Source organism: Pantoea sp. DY-15 (assembly GCF_019795935.1).
Lineage (GTDB): Bacteria > Pseudomonadota > Gammaproteobacteria > Enterobacterales > Enterobacteriaceae > Pantoea > Pantoea leporis.
The window spans coordinates 507,688-528,283 of sequence record NZ_JAIMIF010000005.1 but is presented as its reverse complement, the minus strand read 5'-3'; the positions used below and the strand labels follow the sequence as shown (position 1 = coordinate 528,283).

Here is a 20,596-nt window from a genome sequence, read left to right as displayed (position 1 = left end):
AATATCAACTGTGCCGTGCCATGTAACAGTTGTGAAGAATTGCGTAATGATGTCCTAGGCCAGATCGCCCTGAACCAACGGCACAAAGCGCACGGGTTCGATGATTTCTTCAATCAATTCATCGCCCTGACGACGCAAACGCTTCAACACCTGCTGATCCTCGCCAACCGGCAGGACCATTTTGCCGCCGTCACCTAATTGCGCTATCAGCAAAGTCGGAATTTCAGGCGGTGCGGCGGTCACGATAATGGCATCAAACGGACCACGCGTCGCCCAGCCCTGCCAGCCATCGCCATGCCGGGTAGAGATATTATGCAGATCAAGTTGCTTGAGGCGACGCTTAGCCTGCCACTGCAAGCCCTTGATGCGTTCGACGGAATAAACATGATTAACCAGATGCGCCAGAATCGCGGTCTGATAGCCAGAGCCGGTGCCGATTTCCAGCACGCGCGATTCCGGCGTGAGCTCTAACAAGGCGGTCATGCGCGCCACCATGTAAGGCTGAGAGATGGTCTGGCCGTTGCCAATCGGCAGCGCAACGTTTTCCCACGCTTTATGCTCAAACGCCTCATCGATAAAACGCTCACGAGGCACATCGGCAATGGCTTTCAGCAGGTGTTCATCATGAATGCCCTGCGCGCGCAGCTGCTCCAAAAGCGTTTCGATGCGGCGATTCACCATGCGAGTTTTACCTCTGCCTGGGTTAGCCAGTCACTCAATACTTCTTGTGCCGCATGCGCGGTCAAATCCACATGCAGCGCGGTCAACGAAACGTAGCCCGCATCCACCGCCGCGAAATCGGTATCCGGGCCTGCATCCAGCTTTTGCCCCGGCGGGCCAATCCAGTAAAGCGGCTGGCCGCGCGGGTCTTCGGTGCAGATAACCTGATCGGCGGGATGGCGGCTGCCGCAGCGGGTCACGCGGAAACCTTTGATCTCCGCTAACGGCAAATCAGGCACGTTGATATTAAGAATACGGCCGGTACGCAGCGGAGCGCGCGACAGCGCACGTAACAGCGTACAAGTGATGGATGCGGCGGTGTCGTAATGCTGATGTCCATTGAGTGAAACAGCGAGCGCAGGCAAGCCAAGATGGCGCCCTTCCATTGCCGCAGCGACGGTACCGGAGTAAATCACATCGTCGCCAAGATTTGGACCGGCGTTGATGCCGGAAACCACGATGTCGGGCCGCGGCTGCATCAGCTTGTTCACGCCGAGGAACACGCAGTCGGTCGGCGTGCCCATCTGCACCGCGATATCGCCGTTTTCATGTGTAAAGGTACGCAGCGGCGTCTCCAGCGTGAGCGAGTTAGATGCGCCGCTACGATTGCGATCGGGCGCGACAACCTGCACCTCGGCAAACTCACGTAAAGCACGCGCCAGCGTCTGAATTCCCGGCGCATGAATTCCATCATCGTTACTCAGCAATATCCGCATCGTTACCTTCTTGTTGGAGAAGCTCACGCACCACGCTGGTGGCAAAACTGCCGGCGGGCAGCCAGAACTGCATCTCCAGCGTCACATCGTCCCACCATTCCCAGCGCAGATCCTTTGGCACCACCAGCATTGCACGACGCGCGGCATCAACGCGCTCGCGCTCAAGCAGTGTAATCAATTCTTCTGCGCCTGCCAGGCTCTGCTGCTCAAAAAGCAGCGCATCGCCTTGTGGACCCGGATCGCCGCGACCTGGCAGTGGCGCAGTGATGCGCAGTTGGTGATTATCAACACGCTGCTGTACGTCAGGCAACTCTTCCGCCTGCGCCACAAACCAGCTGCCGCGACCGGCCAGCTGCACCGCATCGCCTACCTGAACCACATCCAGAGCGCCATCACGCTGCAAACGCGCGCTGGTCACCTGATTAAACAGATGACTGCGGGTCGCTGACAACAGCAAACCTTTCATATTGCGATCGCGCGGACGGAATGTCTCCTTCGCCCACTGTTTCGCCTGCGTCAGGTTGTTGCCGCCGCGACCAAAGCGCTGCTCACCAAAGTAGTTCGGCACGCCGCGCTGTTGAATCTGCTGCAAACGTGCGTCGACTTCACGGCGATCGGAGATCTGACGCACCACTAAGCGGAACGCATTGCCCGCCAGCGCGCCGGTACGCAGTTTGCGTTTGTGGCGAATTACCTGCAGGATTTCAACGCCTTCCAGCTGGAATCCGGCCAGATTCGGCATGCCATTGCCCGGTACGCGGAAACACAGCGTTTGCTCGGTGACTGCATGACGATCTTTCATGCCGGCATAGCTAAGGTCGCGCACCGGCACGCCGAGAAATTTGGCGATGGCTTCAGCGACAAAGCGCGTATTGCAGCCAATTTTGCGGATGCGCACCAACAGCTGTTCACCTTCGCCATCATAGGGATAGCCAAGATCTTCAATCACCACGAAATCTTCGGGATTGGCTTTGATGACGCCGGTGGCAGTCGGCACGCCGTGCAGGTAATGCAGTTCACTCATGCCCGATCGGCCTTTATCAGCAGCGCAACCGCTTCACAGGCAATGCCTTCGCCACGCCCGGTAAAGCCCAGCTTTTCGGTGGTGGTGGCTTTGACGTTGACGTCATCCATATGGCAACCGAGATCTTCGGCGATATTGACGCGCATCTGCGGCACATGCGGCAACATTTTCGGTGCCTGCGCAATGATGGTCACATCAACGTTACCGATGCGATAGCCTTTCAGCTGAATCCGACGCCAGGCTTCGCGCAGCAAACCGCGGCTGTCAGCGCCTTTAAACGCCGGATCGGTATCCGGGAACAACTTGCCGATATCGCCCATCGCCACCGCGCCGAGCAAGGCATCCGTCAACGCATGCAGCGCCACATCACCATCAGAATGGGCAATAAAACCGTGTTCGAAGGGAATACGCACCCCGCCAATCACTAACGGACCTTCGCCGCCAAAAGCGTGAACGTCAAAACCGTGACCGATACGCATCATGCGCTCTCCTGTAACTGAATCTGGGTAAGATAGAAGGCCGCCAGCGCCAGATCTTCTGGCCGCGTCACCTTAATATTGTCGCTGCGTCCACTCACCAATTCCGGGTGATAACCGCAATACTCCAGCGCCGACGCTTCATCGGTAATGGTAGCGCCTTCATGGAGTGCGCGCGTCAGGCAAGCGGTGAGCAGTTGATGCGGGAAAAATTGCGGCGTTAACGCGTGCCATAAATCCTCGCGTTCAACGGTGTGAGCGATGGCGGTTTTGCCCGGTTCGGCGCGCTTCATGGTGTCGCGCACCGGCGCCGCCAGAATGCCGCCAACCTTGCTGTACTCACGTACCGCCAGCAGGCGTGCTAAATCGTCCGGATGCAGGCAAGGACGCGCGGCGTCATGCACCAGCACCCATTCGCTGTGGTGAATGGCGTTTAAGCCCGCCAGCACCGATTCGGCGCGCGTGTCGCCACCGGTCACGCGAAGAATACGGGAATCCTGCGCCAGCGGCAGTGAATCGAACCAGCCATCATCATTGCTGACCGGCACAATCACCTGTTTTACCGCAGGATGTGCCAGCAGACGTGCGACGCTGTGTTCAAGAAGGGTGAATTGACCAATGGTCAGATACTGTTTTGGGCAGGCAGCCTGCATTCGGCTGCCCACACCTGCGGCGGGCACCACGGCAATCACATCCGCAAGGATCGGGCGCTTGTTCATGGCTTATCGTTGTTGATTTTGCGCAGCTTGTTGCGCGTTACGTTTGTTCTGGTCTGGCACCAGACGATAGAAAGTCTCACCGGGCTTAATCATGCCCAGTTCATTACGTGCGCGTTCTTCGATCGCTTCAGAGCCGCCATTGAGATCGTCAATTTCGGCGAATAGCTGATCGTTACGCGCTTTAAGCTTGGCGTTATTCGCCTGTTGTGTCGCGACGTCTTCGTTGACGCGCGTATAGTCATGAATACCGTTCTTACCCAGCCACAGGGAATATTGAAGCCATCCCAGCAGCACGAGTAGCAGTAACGTCAGTTTTCCCATCCCCGCCCCCTGAAAAACGGCCCAATCATCCCATAACTTGACGCTGGACTCCACTGCGACGGCGAAAATGCCGCGCACGGGCGTTTAGCCGTGCAAATAATGCCAGAGTGGGAGGCGAGACGGCAGGTAAAGTTTTGTAACCTGCCGATGCGTTTGCACATCAGCTGGGCGTTACCAACCGGAGAGAAATGAGAACAGCAGCCAGAACAAGCACACCACCACAATCGCCGTGGCGATCCCGCTCAAGAATAAGTGAGTGCGGATCATCAGGCTGAGCACGATACCAATCAGTACCGAAACCGGCAGCAGCGCGAGGAAGAATGGCCAGGTGTAGAGGAAGAAGAACAGCGTGTTGGAGCCGTAGAGCATGAACGGAATCGCCAGTGCGCACCAGTACGAGAGAAAGCCAAACACGCCGCCCGGCAGTGATGAGCGAGACTCATCCGGGGTGCGTTCATCTTTACGGGCTAGCATGGGCGTTACGTTCTGCATAGAGATCCTGTTGACGCTAAGCGCGGCAAACCCAAAGGGATTTGCCGCTGTCGGTTCAGGATCTGATGATATCGCGGTGACGCAGCAGGTCTAACAATTGGCCGGCGAGTTTTGTAACCAATTGTTCGCCATCAAGGTGGATTTCCGGGGCGTCTGGCGCCTCGTAAACGCTATCGATACCGGTGAAATTGCGCAGCTCACCGGCACGAGCTTTTTTGTATAAACCTTTGGGATCGCGCGCTTCGCACACGGCCAACGGCGTATCGACAAACACTTCGATAAACTGCCCTTCAGCCAGCAGATCGCGCACCATGTTGCGTTCCGCGCGATGTGGCGAGATAAATGCGGTCAGCACTACTAAACCGGCATCGACCATCAGTTTCGCCACTTCGCCGACGCGACGAATGTTCTCTTTACGATCGTCATCGCTGAAGCCGAGGTCACGGCACAAACCGTGACGCACATTGTCGCCATCCAGCAGATAGGTGTTCACACCGGCCCGATGCAGCGCCTGCTCCAGCGCGCCGGCCACGGTGGATTTCCCGGACCCGGAAAGCCCGGTGAACCACAGCACCACGCCTTGATGGCCGTGCTGCTGTTCGCGCTCCTCGCGCGTTACCGGATGATCGTGCCACACCACGTTTTCATCGTGTTGCGCCATTACTTGCCACCCAGCAGATCGCGCGCGTTCCAGTGTGGGAAGTGACGACGCACCAGCGCGTTCAGCTCCAGCTCGAAATCGCTGAACTGGCCCGCTTGCGTACGCACATCGGTCAGCGGCTGATTAATCATGCCCGCGCCAACCGTCACGTTGCTCAGACGATCGATAAAGATCATGCCGCCGGTCACCGGATTCTGGCGATACGCGTCCAGCACCATCGGTTCGTCAAAGGTCAGTTCGACCAGGCCAATGCCGTTAAGCGGCAGACTGTCCACGGTGCGCTTCTCCAGCGAGTTGATCTCCACCTGATGGATCACTTTCTCAACGCGCGCGCGGGTTTTCTTACCGGCGATCTTCACTTCGTAACTTTGCCCAGGCTGCAGCGGCTGTTCCGCCATCCACACCACGTCAACGGTGGCGGATTGCACCGCTTGCAGATCGGCTTCTGCATCCACCAGCAGATCGCCACGACTGATGTCGATCTCATCTTTCAGCACCAGCGTAATCGCTTCACCGGCACCCGCTTCAGGCAGGTCGCCATCGAAGGTGACGATGCGCGAGATGGTCGATTCCACGCCCGATGGCAGTACTTTCACGCGCTGACCGACGTTGACCACACCCGAAGCCAGCGTACCGGCATAACCACGGAAATCGAGGTTAGGACGGTTCACATACTGCACCGGGAAACGCATTGGCTGATGATCCACCACGCGGTTCAGTTCAACGGTTTCTAATACGTCGAGCAGCGTTGGGCCGCTGTACCACGGCATGGTGACGCTGGGCGTTGCCACGTTATCGCCTTCCAGCGCCGACATCGGCACAAAGCGAATATCAAGGTCTTCCGGCAGCTGCGCGGCGAAATCGAGGTAATCCTGTTTGATCTGCTCGAAGGTCTCTTGCTTGTACTCCACCAGATCCATCTTGTTGATGGCGACCACCAGATGCTTGATGCCCAGCAGCGTGGAGATAAAACTGTGACGACGCGTCTGATCCAGCACGCCTTTACGCGCATCGATCAGCAGGATCGCCAAATCGCAGGTCGATGCACCGGTCGCCATGTTGCGGGTGTACTGCTCGTGTCCCGGCGTGTCGGCAATAATAAATTTGCGCTTCTCAGTGGAGAAATAGCGATACGCCACATCAATGGTGATGCCCTGCTCGCGCTCGGCCTGCAAGCCATCAACCAGTAACGCGAGATCCAGCTTCTCACCCTGCGTCCCGTGACGTTTGCTGTCGTTGTGCAGCGAGGAGAGCTGGTCTTCATAAATTTGACGCGTGTCGTGCAGCAGGCGACCAATCAGCGTACTTTTGCCGTCGTCGACGCTACCGCAGGTCAGGAAACGCAGCAGGCTTTTATGTTGTTGCGCGGTCAGCCAGGCTTCTACGCCGCCCTGATCGGCAATCTGTTGTGCAATAACGGTATTCATCTGCGTCTCCTTAGAAATAACCCTGACGTTTCTTCATTTCCATCGAACCGGCCTGGTCGCGGTCAATCACGCGTCCCTGGCGTTCACTGGTGGTGGAGACCAGCATCTCTTCAATAATTTCCGGCAGCGTCTGCGCCTCGGATTCCACCGCGCCGGTCAGCGGCCAGCAGCCGAGCGTACGGAAACGCACCATGCGCTGCTTGATCACTTCACCTGGCTGCAGATCGATACGGTCGTCATCGATCATCATCAGCATGCCATCACGCTCCAGCACCGGACGCGGCGCGGCGAGGTAGAGCGGCACGATCTCGATATTCTCGAGGAAGATGTACTGCCAGATATCCAGCTCGGTCCAGTTGGAGAGCGGAAACACGCGGATGCTTTCGCCTTTGTTGATCTGGCCGTTATAGTTGTGCCACAGCTCAGGACGCTGGTTTTTCGGGTCCCAGCGGTGGAAGCGATCGCGGAAGGAGTAGATACGCTCTTTCGCGCGCGACTTCTCTTCATCACGACGTGCGCCGCCAAATGCCGCATCAAAACCGTATTTGTTCAGCGCCTGCTTCAGGCCTTCGGTTTTCATGATGTCGGTGTGCTTGGCGCTGCCGTGCACGAATGGGTTGATGCCCATCGCCACGCCTTCCGGGTTGCGATGCACCAGCAGCTCCGCGCCCATCGCTTTCACGGTGCGATCGCGGAACTCGTACATTTCACGGAATTTCCAGCCGGTATCAACATGCAGCAGCGGAAACGGCAGCGTGCCCGGATAGAAGGCTTTACGCGCCAGATGCAGCATTACCGAGGAGTCTTTACCGATGGAGTACATCATCACCGGATTGCTGAACTCGGCCGCCACCTCGCGGATGATATGGATACTCTCTGCCTCCAGCTGGCGCAGATGAGTAAGTCGATTTTGGTCCATAATTTTTCCTCAAGCCAAATTGACAACGGCGGACTCGCGAGCCCCCTGCTGTGCCGAATGTTGGAACCAGGCCAATTGCCCGTGCAAATTTACGACTTCGCCAATCACTAACAGTGCTGGCGTGGGCGCGGCCGCAGCCAGCGCCTCCAGTTGATCCAATGTGCCGGTCAGCACCTGCTGATCCTGACGCGTGCCGCGCCCAATCACCGCCACCGGTGTGGAGGCGGCGCGGCCATGTTCGATAAGCCCGGCAGCGATTTCCGCCGCTTTCACCGTGCCCATATAAATCGCTAAGGTTTGACGTGCGCGCGCCAGCGACGGCCAATCAATGCCGTCGCCATCCGCGCGACAGTGACCGGTAATAAACAGCACGCTCTGCGCGTGGTCGCGATGGGTCAGCGGAATACCGGCATAGGCGGTTGCGCCCGCCGCAGCGGTGATGCCCGGCACCACCTGGAACGGAATGCCCGCGGCCTGCGCCGCCTGCAGCTCTTCGCCGCCGCGACCAAAAATAAACGGATCGCCGCCTTTCAGACGCACCACGCGTTTACCCTGTTGCGCCAGCGTCACCAGCATCTTATTGGTCTCTTCCTGCGGCACCGAATGCGCACCGGCGCGTTTGCCGACGCAGATGCGGTCGGCATCGCGACGCACCAGCTCAAGCACTTCGTCGCTGACCAGATGGTCATACAACACCACATCGGCCAGCTGCATCACCTGCAAGCCACGCAGCGTCAGCAAACCGCTGTCGCCCGGGCCGGCGCCTACTAGCGTGATTTCGCCCTGATTGTCGCTATCGTTTTCCAGTTCGTGATCCAGCGTACGCCGCGCTTCATGGACGTTACCCGCCGCCATCTGGCTGGCGAACAAACCGTTAAAGGCGCGCTCCCAGAAGCGACGGCGGTCAGACATGCGGTGATAGCGCTGCTTCACCTTGTCGCGCCACTGCCCAGCCACTTCCGCCATCTGTCCGAGATTGGCCGGCAGTAACGCTTCAATTTTTTCACGCAGCAGACGCGCTAACACCGGCGCGGTGCCACTGGAGGAGATCGCCACCACCAGCGGTGAACGATCGACAATCGACGGGAAGATAAAGCTGCACTTCGGCTGATCGTCCACCACGTTCACCAGCTTGTGGCGCGCATTGGCGGCATCGAACACCTGCGCGTTAAGCGCGTTGTCATCGGTAGCGGCAATCACGAGGAACACGCCATCCAGCTGCGCCGGATCAAAGCGTTCAGCGATCCATTCAATCGCCTCAATTTCCAGCAGCGCCTGCAGCTCATGACCGAGTTCGCGCGCGGCGACCAGCACGCGCGCACCGGCACGCCGCAGCAGTTCAATTTTGCGCGCCGCGATGTCGCCACCGCCGACAACCAGCACCGGACGGCTTTTGAGATCGGCAAAGAGAGGCAGATAATCCACGTTAACCTTGCTAGTTTTACAATAAGTTAACGCGACTATACGTCCCGCCCTTCCAGCAGATGAAATTACGAATTGGAATGAGTAGTTACCGAATGGAATAACGACCCAGGATTGCTGATAACATTTTGTGCTTAACAAATGATATTGCTGGTGTTTCGGAGCAAATCAAATTGTGCAAGTTTCGTCACAGTTTCATACTAAGTCGGAATTTTTTTAGCATGACCGGATGTCAGAAAAGGACGCTAACTATGTTTGCCACTCTCCGCCGCACTGTGCTGGCTGCACTGCTCGCGGGCGGTTTGCCTTTCTTTGTTCAGGCTGCGAGCAACAACACGCCAGGACATTTTGCCGAACAGCAGCTTCGCCATATCGCCACCTATTTCCCCGGCCGCATGAGCGGCAGTCCCGCCGAGTTGCTGACTGCCGATTATCTGCAACAGCAGTTCAGCCAGCTGGGATATCAGAGTAATACCCGCCAGTTTAAAACCAGCTATAGCTGGCTGGAGAAAAAGGGTGAGAGCCGCACCCACAAAGTTACGGCCACGTCGGTGATTGCCGCGCGGGCCGGTGAAGTGCCGCAGGAGATCCTGATCGTTACGCATCTGGATACCTGGACGCCGCTCAGCCGCCACGAAGCCGATAACAATCTCGGCGGCCTGCGTTTGCAGGGCGTGGATGACAATGCCTCCGGGCTTGGCGTGATGCTGGAGCTGGCGCAGGCGCTAAGCAAAACGCCGCTGCACTACGGCGTGCGCTTTGTGGCGCTGAGCGCCGGTGAAGCGGGTTTGCACGGCATGGATGATTATCTGGCGCGCATGAGCGCGCAGGAGAAGAAGAACACGCTGCTGGTGATCGATCTGAATAGCCTGATTGTCGGCGATCATCTCTACTTTAACAGCGGCATGAATACGCCAGCGGCAGTGCGCAAACAGACCAGCGCGCGTGCCGTGCAGTTGGCGCACCGTTACGGTATCTCCGCCGCCAGCCACGCGATGACCGCACGCGATTATCCCGGCGTCAATCCGTTCGACAAAGCCGGCATGCCACTGATGGATGTCACCGCCGCCAACTGGACGCTGGGCAACAAAGATGGGCAGCAGCAGCGCGCGCGTTCCAGCCACTTCCCGGAAGGCAATGTGCGCCATCAAACCGAGCGCGATAACCTCAACTACCTCGATCACTGGCTGCCTGGCCGCATCACCCAGCGCACGCATGACAGCGTGAAGATTCTGCTGCCGCTGCTGACCGAGCTTGCTAATCCGACAACCTGAGGATTCCCTATGTACGTGGTATATCTAGACTATTTTCGTCCGGTAGAAGAAGTGGAAGCGTTACTGGAACCGCACATTAGCTGGCTGGATCGCTATTTCGCTAACGGCGTGTTTATTGCGGCGGGACGCAAAGATCCGCGCACCGGCGGCGTGCTGTTGGTGAAGGATATTGATCGTGCGCGATTAGATACCATCCTGGCGGAAGATCCGTTTGTGGCGGTGGCGCATTATGAAGTGACGAAAGTGAATGTGACGCGTGCGGCGGAAGAGTTTGCGGGGTTGCAGGGGGTTTGATTGTGCTGGCAGTCCTCTACTCGATTGTGCTGGCTGTCCCCCATCCCGGCCTTCCCCCGCTAGCGGGGGAAGGAGATGCTGCCACATGCAGCTTCAGAACTCACATATGGCAGCATCTTCCTCCCCCATTTATGGGGGAGGACCGAGGAGGGGGACAGCAAGCACCAACCGAGGAGGGGGAATGCGAGCACAAACCAAGGATGGGGGACAACGAGCACCTACCAATCAACCTTCATGCAACCCGCACTCGCGCTTCAGGCCGAAGAAGCGTGTCTCTTCCTCTGCCATGCCCGGTTCCCACTTTTTGGTGGTATGCGTATCGCCCACTGACAGATAACCTTCATCCCACAGCGGATGATATTTCAATCCATGTTGGGTCAGATACTGATGCACCTGACGGTTATCCCAATCAATGATCGGCAGAATCTTGAACACGCCGCGCTGCACCGCCAGCACCGGCAAACTGGCGCGACTGCCAGACTGATCGCGGCGCAGGCCAGCAAACCAGGTTTGCGCGCCCAGTGTTTCCAGCGCGCGGTTCATCGGTTCCACTTTGTTGATCTGGTTATACTGCTCAATCCCTTCGACGCCCTGCTCCCACAGTTTGCCGTAACGCGCTTCCTGCCATGCCGCTGAGGTCTCCGCACTGAAGATTTGCAGGTTGAGATTGAGCTTGTCGGTCAGCTCATCAATAAAGCGGTAAGTTTCCGGGAACAGATAACCGGTATCGGTCAGGATCACCGGAATGTCCGGCTTCTGCTGCGTCACCATATGCAGCAAAACCGCTGCCTGAATCCCAAAGCTGGATGACAGCACAAATGCGCCTGGCAGCTGTTCTAATGCCCAGCCCACACGTTGTTCAGCGGAGAGTTTCTCCAGCTGCACGTTGCTTTCAGCCAGCGCCATGATGCGGTCAACTTTTGATGAACCATTCAGTGCTGCGAGATCGAGTACCGTCATACTGCCTCCGAGTCCCAGAAATCACGGGCGGGATCAACCACGGCTTTAATGATGCCGGTGCGAATCACGAAGTCGCCGAAGCCTTCGTTAGCGTGACGCTCGGTTGCCCAGCGCGCCACCAGCTCATCAATGCTGGCGAGGATTTCGCCTTCGTTGATGTTCTCGCGGTACATGCGTGGAATGCGCGTACCTTCGCGGTTGCCGCCAATGTGTAAGTTGTAACGGCCCGGCGCTTTGCCCACCAGACCCAACTCCGCCAGCAAAGCACGGCCACAACCATTTGGGCAACCGGTAACGCGTAACACTATGTGCTCTTCGCCGACGCCATGCTTGTGCATGATCTCTTCCACTTTGGTCACGAACGACGGCAGGAAGCGCTCGGCTTCGGCCATCGCCAGCGGACAGGTCGGGAACGCCACACACGCCATCGAGTTCTCACGCTGCGGCGTGACCGCTTCCATCAATCCGTGTTCACGGGCGATGGCTTCGATCTGCGCTTTTTGCTTCTCCGGCACGCCAGCCACAATCAGGTTCTGGTTAGCAGTCAGACGGAAATCGCCCTGATGGATTTTGGCAATTTCGGCGATGCCGCGCTTCAGCGGACGGCCAGGATAATCCAGCAGACGGCCGTTCTCGATGAACAGCGTCAGGTGCCATTTCTTATCGATGCCTTTCACCCAGCCAACGCGATCGCCGCGCGAGGTGAACGCATATGGACGAATCGGTTCGAAGGTCAGACCGGCACGCTTTTCCACCTCCGCTTTGAAGGTTTCAACGCCGACGCGTTCCAGTGTGTATTTGGTCTTGGCATTTTTACGATCGGTACGATTACCCCAGTCGCGCTGCGTGGTGACCACTGCGGCCGCCACGTCGAGGATCTTCTCGACCGGCAGAAAGCCGAATTCGCTTGCGGTGCGCGCATAAGTCGCTTTGTTACCGTGATCGATCGACAAACCACCGCCCACCAGCAGGTTAAAGCCAATCAGCTTGCCCTGCTCGGCGATGGCGATGAAGTTCAGGTCATTGGCGTGCAGATCGACATCGTTATGCGGCGGTACCACAACCGTGGTTTTGAATTTACGCGGCAGATAGGTTTCGCCAAGAATCGGCTCTTTATCGGTGGTCGCAACCTTCTCTTTATCCCACCAGATTTCCGCGTAAGCACGGGTTTGCGGCAGCAGATGCTCTGACAGCTTTTTCGCCCACTCGTAGGCTTCCTGATGCAGCTCTGATTCCACCGGGTTCGAGGTGCACAGCACGTTACGGTTAACGTCGTTGGCGGTCGCCAGCGCATCCAGCCCGACTTCGTGCAGCATCTGGTGCGTCGGCTTGACGTTCTTCTTCAGAATGCCGTGAAACTGGAAAGTCTGACGGTTGGTCAAACGGATGCTGCCGTAAATGGTTTTATCGGTGGCGAATTTATCAATCGCCAGCCACTGCGTTGGCGTGATGATGCCGCCCGGCAGACGGCAGCGCAGCATCATGGCGTGGCGCGGTTCGAGTTTCTGCGCTGCACGCTCGGCACGAATATCGCGGTCATCCTGCTGGTACATACCGTGGAAACGGATCAGCAGGAAATTGTCGCCGGTGAAGCCGCCGGTCAGGCCATCGTCGAGATCGTCGAGGATGGTGCCGCGCAGGTAGTTGCTCTGTTTTTTCAGACGCTCAGCGTCGACCAGCTTGCCTTCAACGACCAGCGGTCCAGGATGTTTTTCGCTCATTAGTAAACGTCTCGCTGATAACGGCGCTCAATGCGCAGCTCACTTAAAAATTCGTCAGCCGTTTCACGATCCATGCCGCCGTGTTCGACCACCACATCCAGTAATGCCTGCTCAACGTCTTTCGCCATACGATTGGCGTCGCCGCAGACGTAAAGGTGCGCGCCTTCCTGTAACCAGCTCCACACCTCCGCACCTTTGGCGCGGATTTTATCTTGTACGTAAACCTTCTCAGCCTGATCTCGCGACCATGCCAGATCAATATGGGTCAGCAGGCCATCTTTGACATACTTCTGCCACTCCACCTGATAGAGGAAATCATCGGTGAAATGCGGGTTACCGAAGAACAGCCAGTTTTTACCGCCTGCGCCATCGTTATCGCGCTGCTGCATAAAGGCGCGGAACGGCGCGATGCCGGTGCCCGGACCAATCATGATCACTGGCGTTTCCGGGTTAGCCGGTAAACGGAAGTTATCGTTGTGCTCGATGAAGACGCGAATTTCGCCTTCTTCCTCAATACGATCCGCCAACCAGGTTGAAGCACCGCCGCCGCGCTGACGACCGTCGATTTCAAAGCGCACCGCACCTACGGTGATGTGCACTTCGGTTTCGTTCTCCGCCTGCGATGAGGCGATGGAGTAGAGGCGCGGCGTCAGCGGACGCAGCAGGCCGGTTAATTGTTCGGCATTCAGTTCGGTCGGTGCCTGACGCACCATATCGACAATCGGGAAGCTCTGCGCATAACTCTGCAGCTTCGGCTTGTCACCGGCCAGCGCCAGCAGCGCGTCATTACGGGACAGCGCCGCATACTGTTCGACGATTTGTGGCGTGTTGACCGTCAGTTCGAAATGGGTTTTCAGCGCCTCGGCCAGCGGCAGGGTTTTGCCCTGCACGTCTACCTGCTCGTCACCTTTCAGCCACACCAGCTGCAGCAGTTCCTGCACCAGCTCGTCATCGTTTTCAAACCACACGCCGAGTGCGTCGCCCGGCTGGTAGCGCAGGCCAGAATCGCCAAGATCGATCTCAATGTGACGCACATCTTTATCCGAATCGCGTCCGGTGATCTTCTGGTTGGCCGCCAGGCTGGCCACCAGCGGCTCTTCTTTGGTGTACGGGCTGCTGTCGACCAGGTTAACGCTGCCCGCCGCGGTGATGGCGGCCTGTGCTGGCGATTCGCTCGGCACACGCGCTTTCAGAATCTCGGTGATCTGCTGACGCCAGGCGTTCGCCTGCTCTTTGTATTCAACATCGGCATCCACACGATCCAGCAGACGTTCTGCACCCAGCTCAGCCAGACGTTCATCGAAGTCTTTACCGGCTTTGCTGAAAAACTCATAAGAGGTATCGCCGAGACCGAACACCGCAAACGCTGTGCCTGCAAACTTCGGCGCTTTCTTCGACAGCAGGAATTTATGCAGCGCCACGGCCTCTTCCGGCGGCTCGCCCTCGCCTTGGGTGGAAGTCACCACCACCAGCAGCTTTTCCTGACCGATCTGCTTGAATTTATAATCGCCGGCGTTAACCAGATTGACGCTCAGCTTGGCAGCCAGCAGGTCATCACGCAGTTGCTCAGCCAGGCGACGCGCGTTACCGGTCTGCGAGGCGGAGATCAGCGTGATGGTCGGGGTTTCTGCCTGCACAGGCGCTGGCGCGGCAGCCGCACCCGGCGTCTGATTGACCATGCCCCAGAAATAGCCGGAGAGCCAGGCCATCTGAGTGGTGTTGAAATCCGTGGTCGCCGCCTGTAAGCGCGCGAGTTGCTCCGGTGATAACGGTAGCAGTGAACCTGGTGCCTGAGTCGTCATTGCGTTAAAAATTCCAGTGTCAGAAGTCCGGATCAATATGTTGCGAAAGAGTGCGTAGGTTACCGGGCTGTATATTAACGATTAAATACGCCTTCGACATATTAAATAACCAAAATGACTAAGTGGTTTTTCGGGTAAAGTTAACCAGCAAAAGTGGTAAATGAAGGCGATATGATTCAATGAGTTAATTAGGCGTTTTGCTTGCGGGATGGCGCAAAATGCCCTTTTCGTTGCCAGCGGGTGCGAAAAATCTGCAATTCAGGTAGACTTCAGCGGTTTTTAAGTCTGAGAGCCATTATGTCTACCACGTTATTTAAAGAGTTCCAGTTTGAATCTGCCCACCGCTTACCTCACGTGCCGGAAGGCCATAAATGTGGGCGTTTGCACGGCCATTCATTCCTGGTGCGATTAGAAATTACCGGCGAAGTGGATGCGCATACCGGTTGGGTGATGGATTTTGCCGAACTGAAGGCGAAGTTTAAGCCGCTGTATGAACGCCTCGATCATCACTATCTGAATGACATTCCGGGTCTGGAGAATCCTACCAGTGAAGTGCTGGCGAAATGGATTTGGGATCAGATGAAGCCGATTCTGCCGGAATTGAGTGCGGTAATGATTAAAGAGACCTGCACCGCCGGCTGCGTTTATCGCGGTTGAGGTCAGTGAAGCCGTAACCGTGAGTGAGGTCGCCATGCATGGCGACCTTAGAACTCAGGCGATATTCAGATATTTGTGCGTCTGCATCGAAAGACGCCAGTTGCGGGCGATACAGGTTTCAATACAGAGTTTAGTTGCTGCATCACCACGGCTGATCGGTTGCAGTGCCACAATGCGCTTTTTATCGTCGTGTAATCCTGCCAGCAACGCATCTAACGCTTCCACATCACGTTCACGCGCCACCGGATGTTTAATCTCATCTGCACGCTGCAGTGCCTGCGGTAAAACATCATAGCCACCGCGCATGTTCACCTTGGGTGAAACCGTCACCCATGTTGCGTCGGAACACTGCACGTCGTGCGTGCCGCTGGTTTCGATCTGGCAGGCAAAACCCGCCGCTTCTAATTGTTCCGTCAAAGGGCGCAGATCAAAAATCGCCGGTTCGCCGCCGGTGATCACCACATGACGTGCGGTCCAGCCCTGACGTTGGATGGTGTCGATCAACATGGCCGCATCGGCGCTGCCCCACGCATCGCTTTCCACGGTTTTGACCAGAATATCACCCAGCGAGGTCTCCCGATCCGCCCGCTTTTCCCAGGTATGTTTGGTATCACACCAGCTACAGCCCACCGGACATCCTTGTAAGCGGATGAACAGCGCCGGAACACCGGTGTAAAAACCTTCGCCCTGCAGCGTCTGGAACATTTCGTTAATCGGGTAGAACATTATTTACTCACGTCTAAAATTCGAGGCGCAGATTATGGCAGATCTTCTGCGCTGAGTAACAGCTGCTTCGTGCCAAATAAAAGCAAAAGCCCCGCACAAGGCGGGGCTTCATTCAGACGATGCTGCCCGCAGGCAGCATACTCAGGCGATTAAGCCTGGCCTTTAACTTCTTTCAGACCGTTGAACGGTGCTTTGCTGCCTAGCGCTTCTTCGATACGAATCAGCTGGTTGTACTTAGCAACACGGTCAGAACGGCTCATAGAACCGGTTTTGATCTGGCCAGCCGCCGTACCTACCGCCAGGTCAGCGATGGTTGCATCTTCGGTTTCACCTGAACGGTGTGAAATCACCGCGGTGTAACCAGCATCTTTCGCCATCTTGATTGCAGCCAGAGTTTCGGTCAGTGAACCGATCTGGTTGAATTTGATCAGGATGGAGTTAGCGATGCCTTTATCGATACCTTCTTTCAGGATCTTGGTGTTAGTTACGAACAGATCGTCACCCACCAGCTGGATTTTGTCGCCCAGCACTTTGGTCTGGTAGGCGAAACCAGTCCAGTCAGATTCATCCAGACCATCTTCGATAGAAACGATTGGGTATTGTTTGGTCAGGTCTTCCAGGAAGTGGGTGAACTCTTCTGAAGAGAAGGCTTTGTTGCCTTCGCCAGCCAGCACATATTTGCCGTCTTTGTAGAATTCAGATGCCGCGCAGTCCATCGCCAGGGTGATGTCTTTGCCCAATTCGTAGCCTGCTGCTTTTACCGCTTCAGCGATAACAGCCAGCGCTTCGGCGTTAGAACCCAGGTTTGGCGCGTAGCCACCTTCGTCACCAACTGCAGTGCTCATGCCTTTAGACTTCAGCACTTTCGCTAGGTGATGGAAGACTTCAGAACCCATGCGAATCGCTTCTTTCAGGGTTGGCGCGCCAACTGGCTGAATCATAAATTCCTGGATGTCGACGTTGTTGTCGGCGTGCTCACCACCGTTGATGATGTTCATCATTGGCAGCGGCATAGAGTATTTGCCTGGGGTGCCGTTCAGTTCAGCGATGTGTGCGTACAGCGGCAGGCCTTTAGAGGCAGCAGCAGCTTTAGCAGCAGCCAGTGAAACCGCCAGAATGGCGTTAGCACCGAAGTTAGATTTGTTCTCAGTACCGTCCAGCTCGATCATGATCTTATCGATGTTCGCCTGGTCTTTGGCATCTTTACCGGTTACAGCGTTAGCGATTGGACCGTTAACAGCCGCAACCGCTTTGGTTACGCCTTTGCCCAGGAAACGAGATTTGTCACCGTCACGCAGCTCCAGAGCTTCACGAGAACCGGTTGATGCACCTGATGGCGCAGCAGCCAGACCAACGAAACCGCCTTCCAGATGCACTTCTGCTTCTACAGTTGGGTTGCCACGGGAGTCGATGATTTCGCGACCGATGACTTTTACGATTTTGGACATTCGATTTTCCTCAGTACAAGTTAGTCAATCCTAAGACAAACAACGCGCGAAAAGTTCGCGCGTTGTTCGTGAAACTTACTTCGCTAAACGCTTCTGGTGTTCCTGCGCGGCTTTCACAAAGCCAGCGAACAGCGGATGACCATCGCGTGGTGTCGACGTGAATTCCGGGTGGAACTGACAGGCAACAAACCACGGGTGGTTCGGGATCTCAATGATCTCAACCAGCTGATCGTCGCCAGAACGACCGGCAATATGCAGACCCGCCGCTTCAATCGGCTTCAGCAACATATTGTTTACTTCGTAACGATGACGGTGGCGTTCGGTAATGATTTCAGAACCGTACAACTGACGCACTTTGCTTTCCGGCGTCAACTGGCACTGCTGGCTGCCCAGACGCATGGTGCCGCCCAGATCGCTCTGCTCAGTACGCTGTTCAACGTTGCCCTCTTCGTCACGCCATTCGGTGATAAGCGCAACCACCGGATACTTACAGTCTGGCACAAATTCCGTAGAGTTCGCGCCTTCCATACCGGCAACGTTGCGGGCGAATTCCATCAGCGCAACCTGCATGCCCAGGCAAATTCCCAGGTAAGGCACGTTGTTCTCACGGGCGTATTGCGCCGTCATCATTTTGCCTTCCACACCGCGGTAGCCGAAGCCGCCAGGGATCAGAATAGCATCCAGATCTTTCAGTAATTCGACACCGCGCGTTTCAACATCCTGCGAGTCGATCAATTTGATATTCACGGTAACGCGATTTTTCAGGCCACCGTGTTTCAAGGCCTCAATCACTGACTTATACGCATCCGGCAGTTCGACATATTTGCCGACCATACCGATGGTCACTTCGCCGCCCGGATTGGCTTCTTCGTAAATAACCTGTTCCCATTCGGCCAGGTTCGCTTCCGGCGCGTTCAGATTGAAACGCTTGCAGATGTAATCATCCAGACCTTGCGATTTCAGCATGCCTGGAATCTTGTAGATGGAATCCACATCTTTCAGGGAAATAACCGCTTTTTCTGGCACGTTACAGAACAGCGCGATTTTAGCGCGTTCATTCGCCGGCACCGCGCGGTCAGAACGGCAGATCAGCACGTCTGGCTGAATCCCGATCGACAGCAGCTCTTTCACTGAATGCTGGGTTGGCTTGGTTTTCACTTCGCCTGCGGCCGCCATATATGGCACCAGCGTCAGGTGCATATACATAGTGTGTTCACGACCGACATCGACCGCCATCTGGCGAATCGCTTCGAGGAACGGCAGAGATTCGATATCACCCACGGTACCGCCGATCTCGACCAGAACCACGTCATGACCTTCGCCGCCTTCAATAATGCGTTCTTTGATGGCGTTGGTGATGTGTGGAATAACCTGAATCGTGGCGCCCAGATAGTCACCGCGACGCTCTTTGCGCAGCACTTCTGAATAGATACGACCGGTGGTAAAGTTGTTACGGCGCGACATTTTAGTGCGGATGAAGCGCTCGTAGTGACCTAAATCCAGATCGGTTTCGGCCCCATCATCGGTAACAAATACTTCACCGTGCTGCGTTGGGCTCATGGTACCCGGATCGACGTTGATGTACGGATCGAGTTTCATGATGGTCACATTCAGACCACGTGCTTCAAGGATGGCTGCGAGGGAGGCTGCGGCAATGCCTTTGCCCAGAGAGGAAACGACCCCGCCGGTCACAAAAATATAATTCGTTGTCATGCTGAACCTGAGAGTTTAGGTTTAAAGACGGTGGAATAACCAAGACGGGAAAATAGTATACTTGAAGTCGTCTTAAGCCACAATTGATGAATCACACCATCGTCCTCCACAGGTAAGCCGGTAACATAGCGGATAGCATGGTGCGAAATGTTGATGTACGTCACAAAGTCGCCGCAAGGCTGAATCGAGTAAGCTCAAGCGGCGAATTTATGCGCAGCGCTGGAATAATCGCCAGATTCGCTTACTGTTTGTTCTCTTTCACTTTCACCTGCTGCCAGGCGGCTTCCATTTGATCCAAGGTAGCATCGCTCATGGCTAACCCATGTGAGGCGATGATGGCTTCAACTTCGCGGAAGCGGCGCTCAAATTTATCGTTGGCTTTCTGCAACGCGACTTCCGCTTTGCTGCCTAAATGGCGCGACAAATTGACGGTCGCGAACAGCAAATCACCGATCTCCTCTTCCAGCTTGTCATTATCCACCACCGCTTGCTGCGCTTCGTGCATCACTTCATCGATCTCTTCATGCACTTTATCCAGCACCGGGCCGATATTATTCCAGTCGAAGCCCACCGTGCTGCAACGCTTCTGAATTTTGTGCGCGCGCATCAATGCCGGCAGCGCTTTAGGAATGTCGTCCAGCGCGGAGTGCTGCGATTTTTCTGCGCGTTCGCTGTGCTTGATGGCTTCCCAGTTTTTCAGCACTTCTTCGCTGGTTGCAGCCTGAACATCGCCAAAAATGTGCGGATGACGGCGCTCAAGTTTGTCGCTGATGGCGTTGCAGATGTCATTGAAATTAAAGCGCTGCTGCTCATCGGCCATCTGCGCGTAGAACACCACCTGAAACAGCAGATCGCCAAGTTCACCGCGCAGATCGGCAAAATCTTCACGCTGGATGGCATCGATCACTTCGTAGGTCTCTTCCAGCGTATAAGGCGCGATCGAGGCGAAGGTTTGCTGACGATCCCACGGGCAGCCGCGCTCCGGGTCGCGCAAGGTTTGCATGATGGTGAGCAGGCGATTTAAGGGCGTCATAAAAGGATCCTTTGGGAAAATTTTGGCAGAGACTGCGCCGGTTACACATACGGCAGCGTCCCCTTCCCCCG

Annotated in this window: 21 protein-coding genes; 3 read left to right on the top strand and 18 right to left on the bottom strand. The window is 56.2% G+C overall.

Annotation, left to right across the window (positions count from 1 at the left end):
- Nucleotides 1-54 precede the first annotated feature (54 nt).
- The 11 genes from K5Y32_RS20120 to cysG form a co-directional block, all read right to left on the bottom strand.
- On the bottom strand, nt 55-681 hold the full coding sequence (locus K5Y32_RS20120; protein WP_008104533.1) for a protein-L-isoaspartate(D-aspartate) O-methyltransferase: 627 nt from the start codon (nt 679-681) through the stop codon (nt 55-57).
- Entirely contained in the window at nt 675-1,436 is a 762-nt protein-coding gene (gene surE, locus K5Y32_RS20115; RefSeq protein WP_222185583.1) for a 5'/3'-nucleotidase SurE, read from the bottom strand. Before surE ends, K5Y32_RS20120 begins: the two co-directional genes overlap by 7 nt.
- Nucleotides 1,417-2,460: a tRNA pseudouridine(13) synthase TruD gene (truD, locus tag K5Y32_RS20110; protein ID WP_222185582.1), complete on the bottom strand. Its 1,044-nt coding sequence runs from the start codon at nt 2,458-2,460 to the stop codon at nt 1,417-1,419. Before truD ends, surE begins: the two co-directional genes overlap by 20 nt.
- Entirely contained in the window at nt 2,457-2,939 is a 483-nt protein-coding gene (gene ispF / locus K5Y32_RS20105) for a 2-C-methyl-D-erythritol 2,4-cyclodiphosphate synthase (protein ID WP_007893245.1), read from the bottom strand. Before ispF ends, truD begins: the two co-directional genes overlap by 4 nt.
- Nucleotides 2,939-3,655 carry a 2-C-methyl-D-erythritol 4-phosphate cytidylyltransferase gene (gene ispD / locus K5Y32_RS20100; RefSeq protein WP_137386339.1) on the bottom strand — a complete coding sequence of 239 codons (717 nt, stop codon included), beginning with the start codon at nt 3,653-3,655 and terminating at the stop codon, nt 2,939-2,941. Before ispD ends, ispF begins: the two co-directional genes overlap by 1 nt.
- A 3-nt stretch (nt 3,656-3,658) precedes the next feature.
- Nucleotides 3,659-3,976 (bottom strand): cell division protein FtsB, encoded by a 318-nt coding sequence (gene ftsB / locus K5Y32_RS20095; protein ID WP_101762604.1) that lies wholly within the window; start codon nt 3,974-3,976, stop codon nt 3,659-3,661.
- A 171-nt stretch (nt 3,977-4,147) separates the two neighbouring features.
- A complete protein-coding gene (locus K5Y32_RS20090; protein ID WP_222185581.1) occupies nt 4,148-4,468 on the bottom strand; it encodes a DUF3561 family protein in 321 nt (106 codons plus the stop codon).
- A gap of 55 nt (nt 4,469-4,523) precedes the next feature.
- On the bottom strand, nt 4,524-5,129 hold the full coding sequence (gene cysC / locus K5Y32_RS20085) for an adenylyl-sulfate kinase (protein WP_008104549.1): 606 nt from the start codon (nt 5,127-5,129) through the stop codon (nt 4,524-4,526).
- The gene (cysN, locus tag K5Y32_RS20080; RefSeq protein ID WP_222185580.1) at nt 5,129-6,556 is read right to left on the bottom strand and encodes a sulfate adenylyltransferase subunit CysN; all 1,428 of its coding nucleotides are present in this window, start codon (nt 6,554-6,556) and stop codon (nt 5,129-5,131) included. The genes cysC and cysN overlap by 1 nt, the downstream gene beginning before the upstream one ends.
- Before the next feature lie 10 nt (nt 6,557-6,566).
- Nucleotides 6,567-7,475, bottom strand: a complete 909-nt coding sequence (cysD, locus tag K5Y32_RS20075) for a sulfate adenylyltransferase subunit CysD (protein WP_007893231.1) — start codon at nt 7,473-7,475, stop codon at nt 6,567-6,569.
- Between the two features lie 9 nt (nt 7,476-7,484).
- On the bottom strand, nt 7,485-8,900 hold the full coding sequence (gene cysG / locus K5Y32_RS20070) for a siroheme synthase CysG (RefSeq protein WP_222185579.1): 1,416 nt from the start codon (nt 8,898-8,900) through the stop codon (nt 7,485-7,487).
- Between the two features lie 248 nt (nt 8,901-9,148).
- On the opposite strand from cysG, the gene K5Y32_RS20065 reads away from it, so the two are divergent.
- Nucleotides 9,149-10,171, top strand: a complete 1,023-nt coding sequence (locus K5Y32_RS20065; RefSeq protein WP_101762600.1) for an aminopeptidase — start codon at nt 9,149-9,151, stop codon at nt 10,169-10,171.
- A gap of 9 nt (nt 10,172-10,180) precedes the next feature.
- Nucleotides 10,181-10,465, top strand: a complete 285-nt coding sequence (locus K5Y32_RS20060) for a YciI family protein (RefSeq protein ID WP_137386343.1) — start codon at nt 10,181-10,183, stop codon at nt 10,463-10,465.
- Nucleotides 10,466-10,690: 225 nt separating this feature from the next.
- On the opposite strand, the gene K5Y32_RS20055 is transcribed toward K5Y32_RS20060, so the two are convergent.
- Genes K5Y32_RS20055 through cysJ form a run of 3 tightly spaced genes read right to left on the bottom strand, consistent with a single transcriptional unit; the run spans nt 10,691 to nt 14,948 of the window.
- Nucleotides 10,691-11,425 carry a phosphoadenylyl-sulfate reductase gene (locus tag K5Y32_RS20055; RefSeq protein WP_192236506.1) on the bottom strand — a complete coding sequence of 245 codons (735 nt, stop codon included), beginning with the start codon at nt 11,423-11,425 and terminating at the stop codon, nt 10,691-10,693.
- Complete coding sequence (cysI, locus tag K5Y32_RS20050) at nt 11,422-13,146, bottom strand: assimilatory sulfite reductase (NADPH) hemoprotein subunit (RefSeq protein WP_222185578.1); 1,725 nt, start codon at nt 13,144-13,146, stop codon at nt 11,422-11,424. Before cysI ends, K5Y32_RS20055 begins: the two co-directional genes overlap by 4 nt.
- Nucleotides 13,146-14,948, bottom strand: coding sequence for an NADPH-dependent assimilatory sulfite reductase flavoprotein subunit (gene cysJ / locus K5Y32_RS20045; protein WP_222185577.1), 1,803 nt, complete (start codon nt 14,946-14,948; stop codon nt 13,146-13,148). Before cysJ ends, cysI begins: the two co-directional genes overlap by 1 nt.
- Before the next feature lie 297 nt (nt 14,949-15,245).
- Between cysJ and queD the strand changes: the two genes are divergently transcribed.
- Nucleotides 15,246-15,605 (top strand): 6-carboxytetrahydropterin synthase QueD, encoded by a 360-nt coding sequence (gene queD, locus K5Y32_RS20040; RefSeq protein WP_167391191.1) that lies wholly within the window; start codon nt 15,246-15,248, stop codon nt 15,603-15,605.
- Between the two features lie 54 nt (nt 15,606-15,659).
- Here queD and queE read toward each other — a convergent pair whose 3' ends face one another.
- The 4 genes from queE to mazG all read right to left on the bottom strand — a co-directional run bounded on the left by queE (nt 15,660) and on the right by mazG (nt 20,525).
- A complete protein-coding gene (queE, locus tag K5Y32_RS20035) occupies nt 15,660-16,331 on the bottom strand; it encodes a 7-carboxy-7-deazaguanine synthase QueE (RefSeq protein WP_110868307.1) in 672 nt (223 codons plus the stop codon).
- 149 nt (nt 16,332-16,480) lie between these two features.
- Entirely contained in the window at nt 16,481-17,779 is a 1,299-nt protein-coding gene (gene eno, locus K5Y32_RS20030; protein ID WP_101762594.1) for a phosphopyruvate hydratase, read from the bottom strand.
- A 75-nt stretch (nt 17,780-17,854) separates the two neighbouring features.
- A complete protein-coding gene (gene pyrG / locus K5Y32_RS20025) occupies nt 17,855-19,492 on the bottom strand; it encodes a glutamine hydrolyzing CTP synthase (RefSeq protein ID WP_007891723.1) in 1,638 nt (545 codons plus the stop codon).
- Nucleotides 19,493-19,733: 241 nt separating this feature from the next.
- Nucleotides 19,734-20,525, bottom strand: coding sequence for a nucleoside triphosphate pyrophosphohydrolase (mazG, locus tag K5Y32_RS20020; protein ID WP_222185576.1), 792 nt, complete (start codon nt 20,523-20,525; stop codon nt 19,734-19,736).
- Nucleotides 20,526-20,596: the final 71 nt, after the last annotated feature.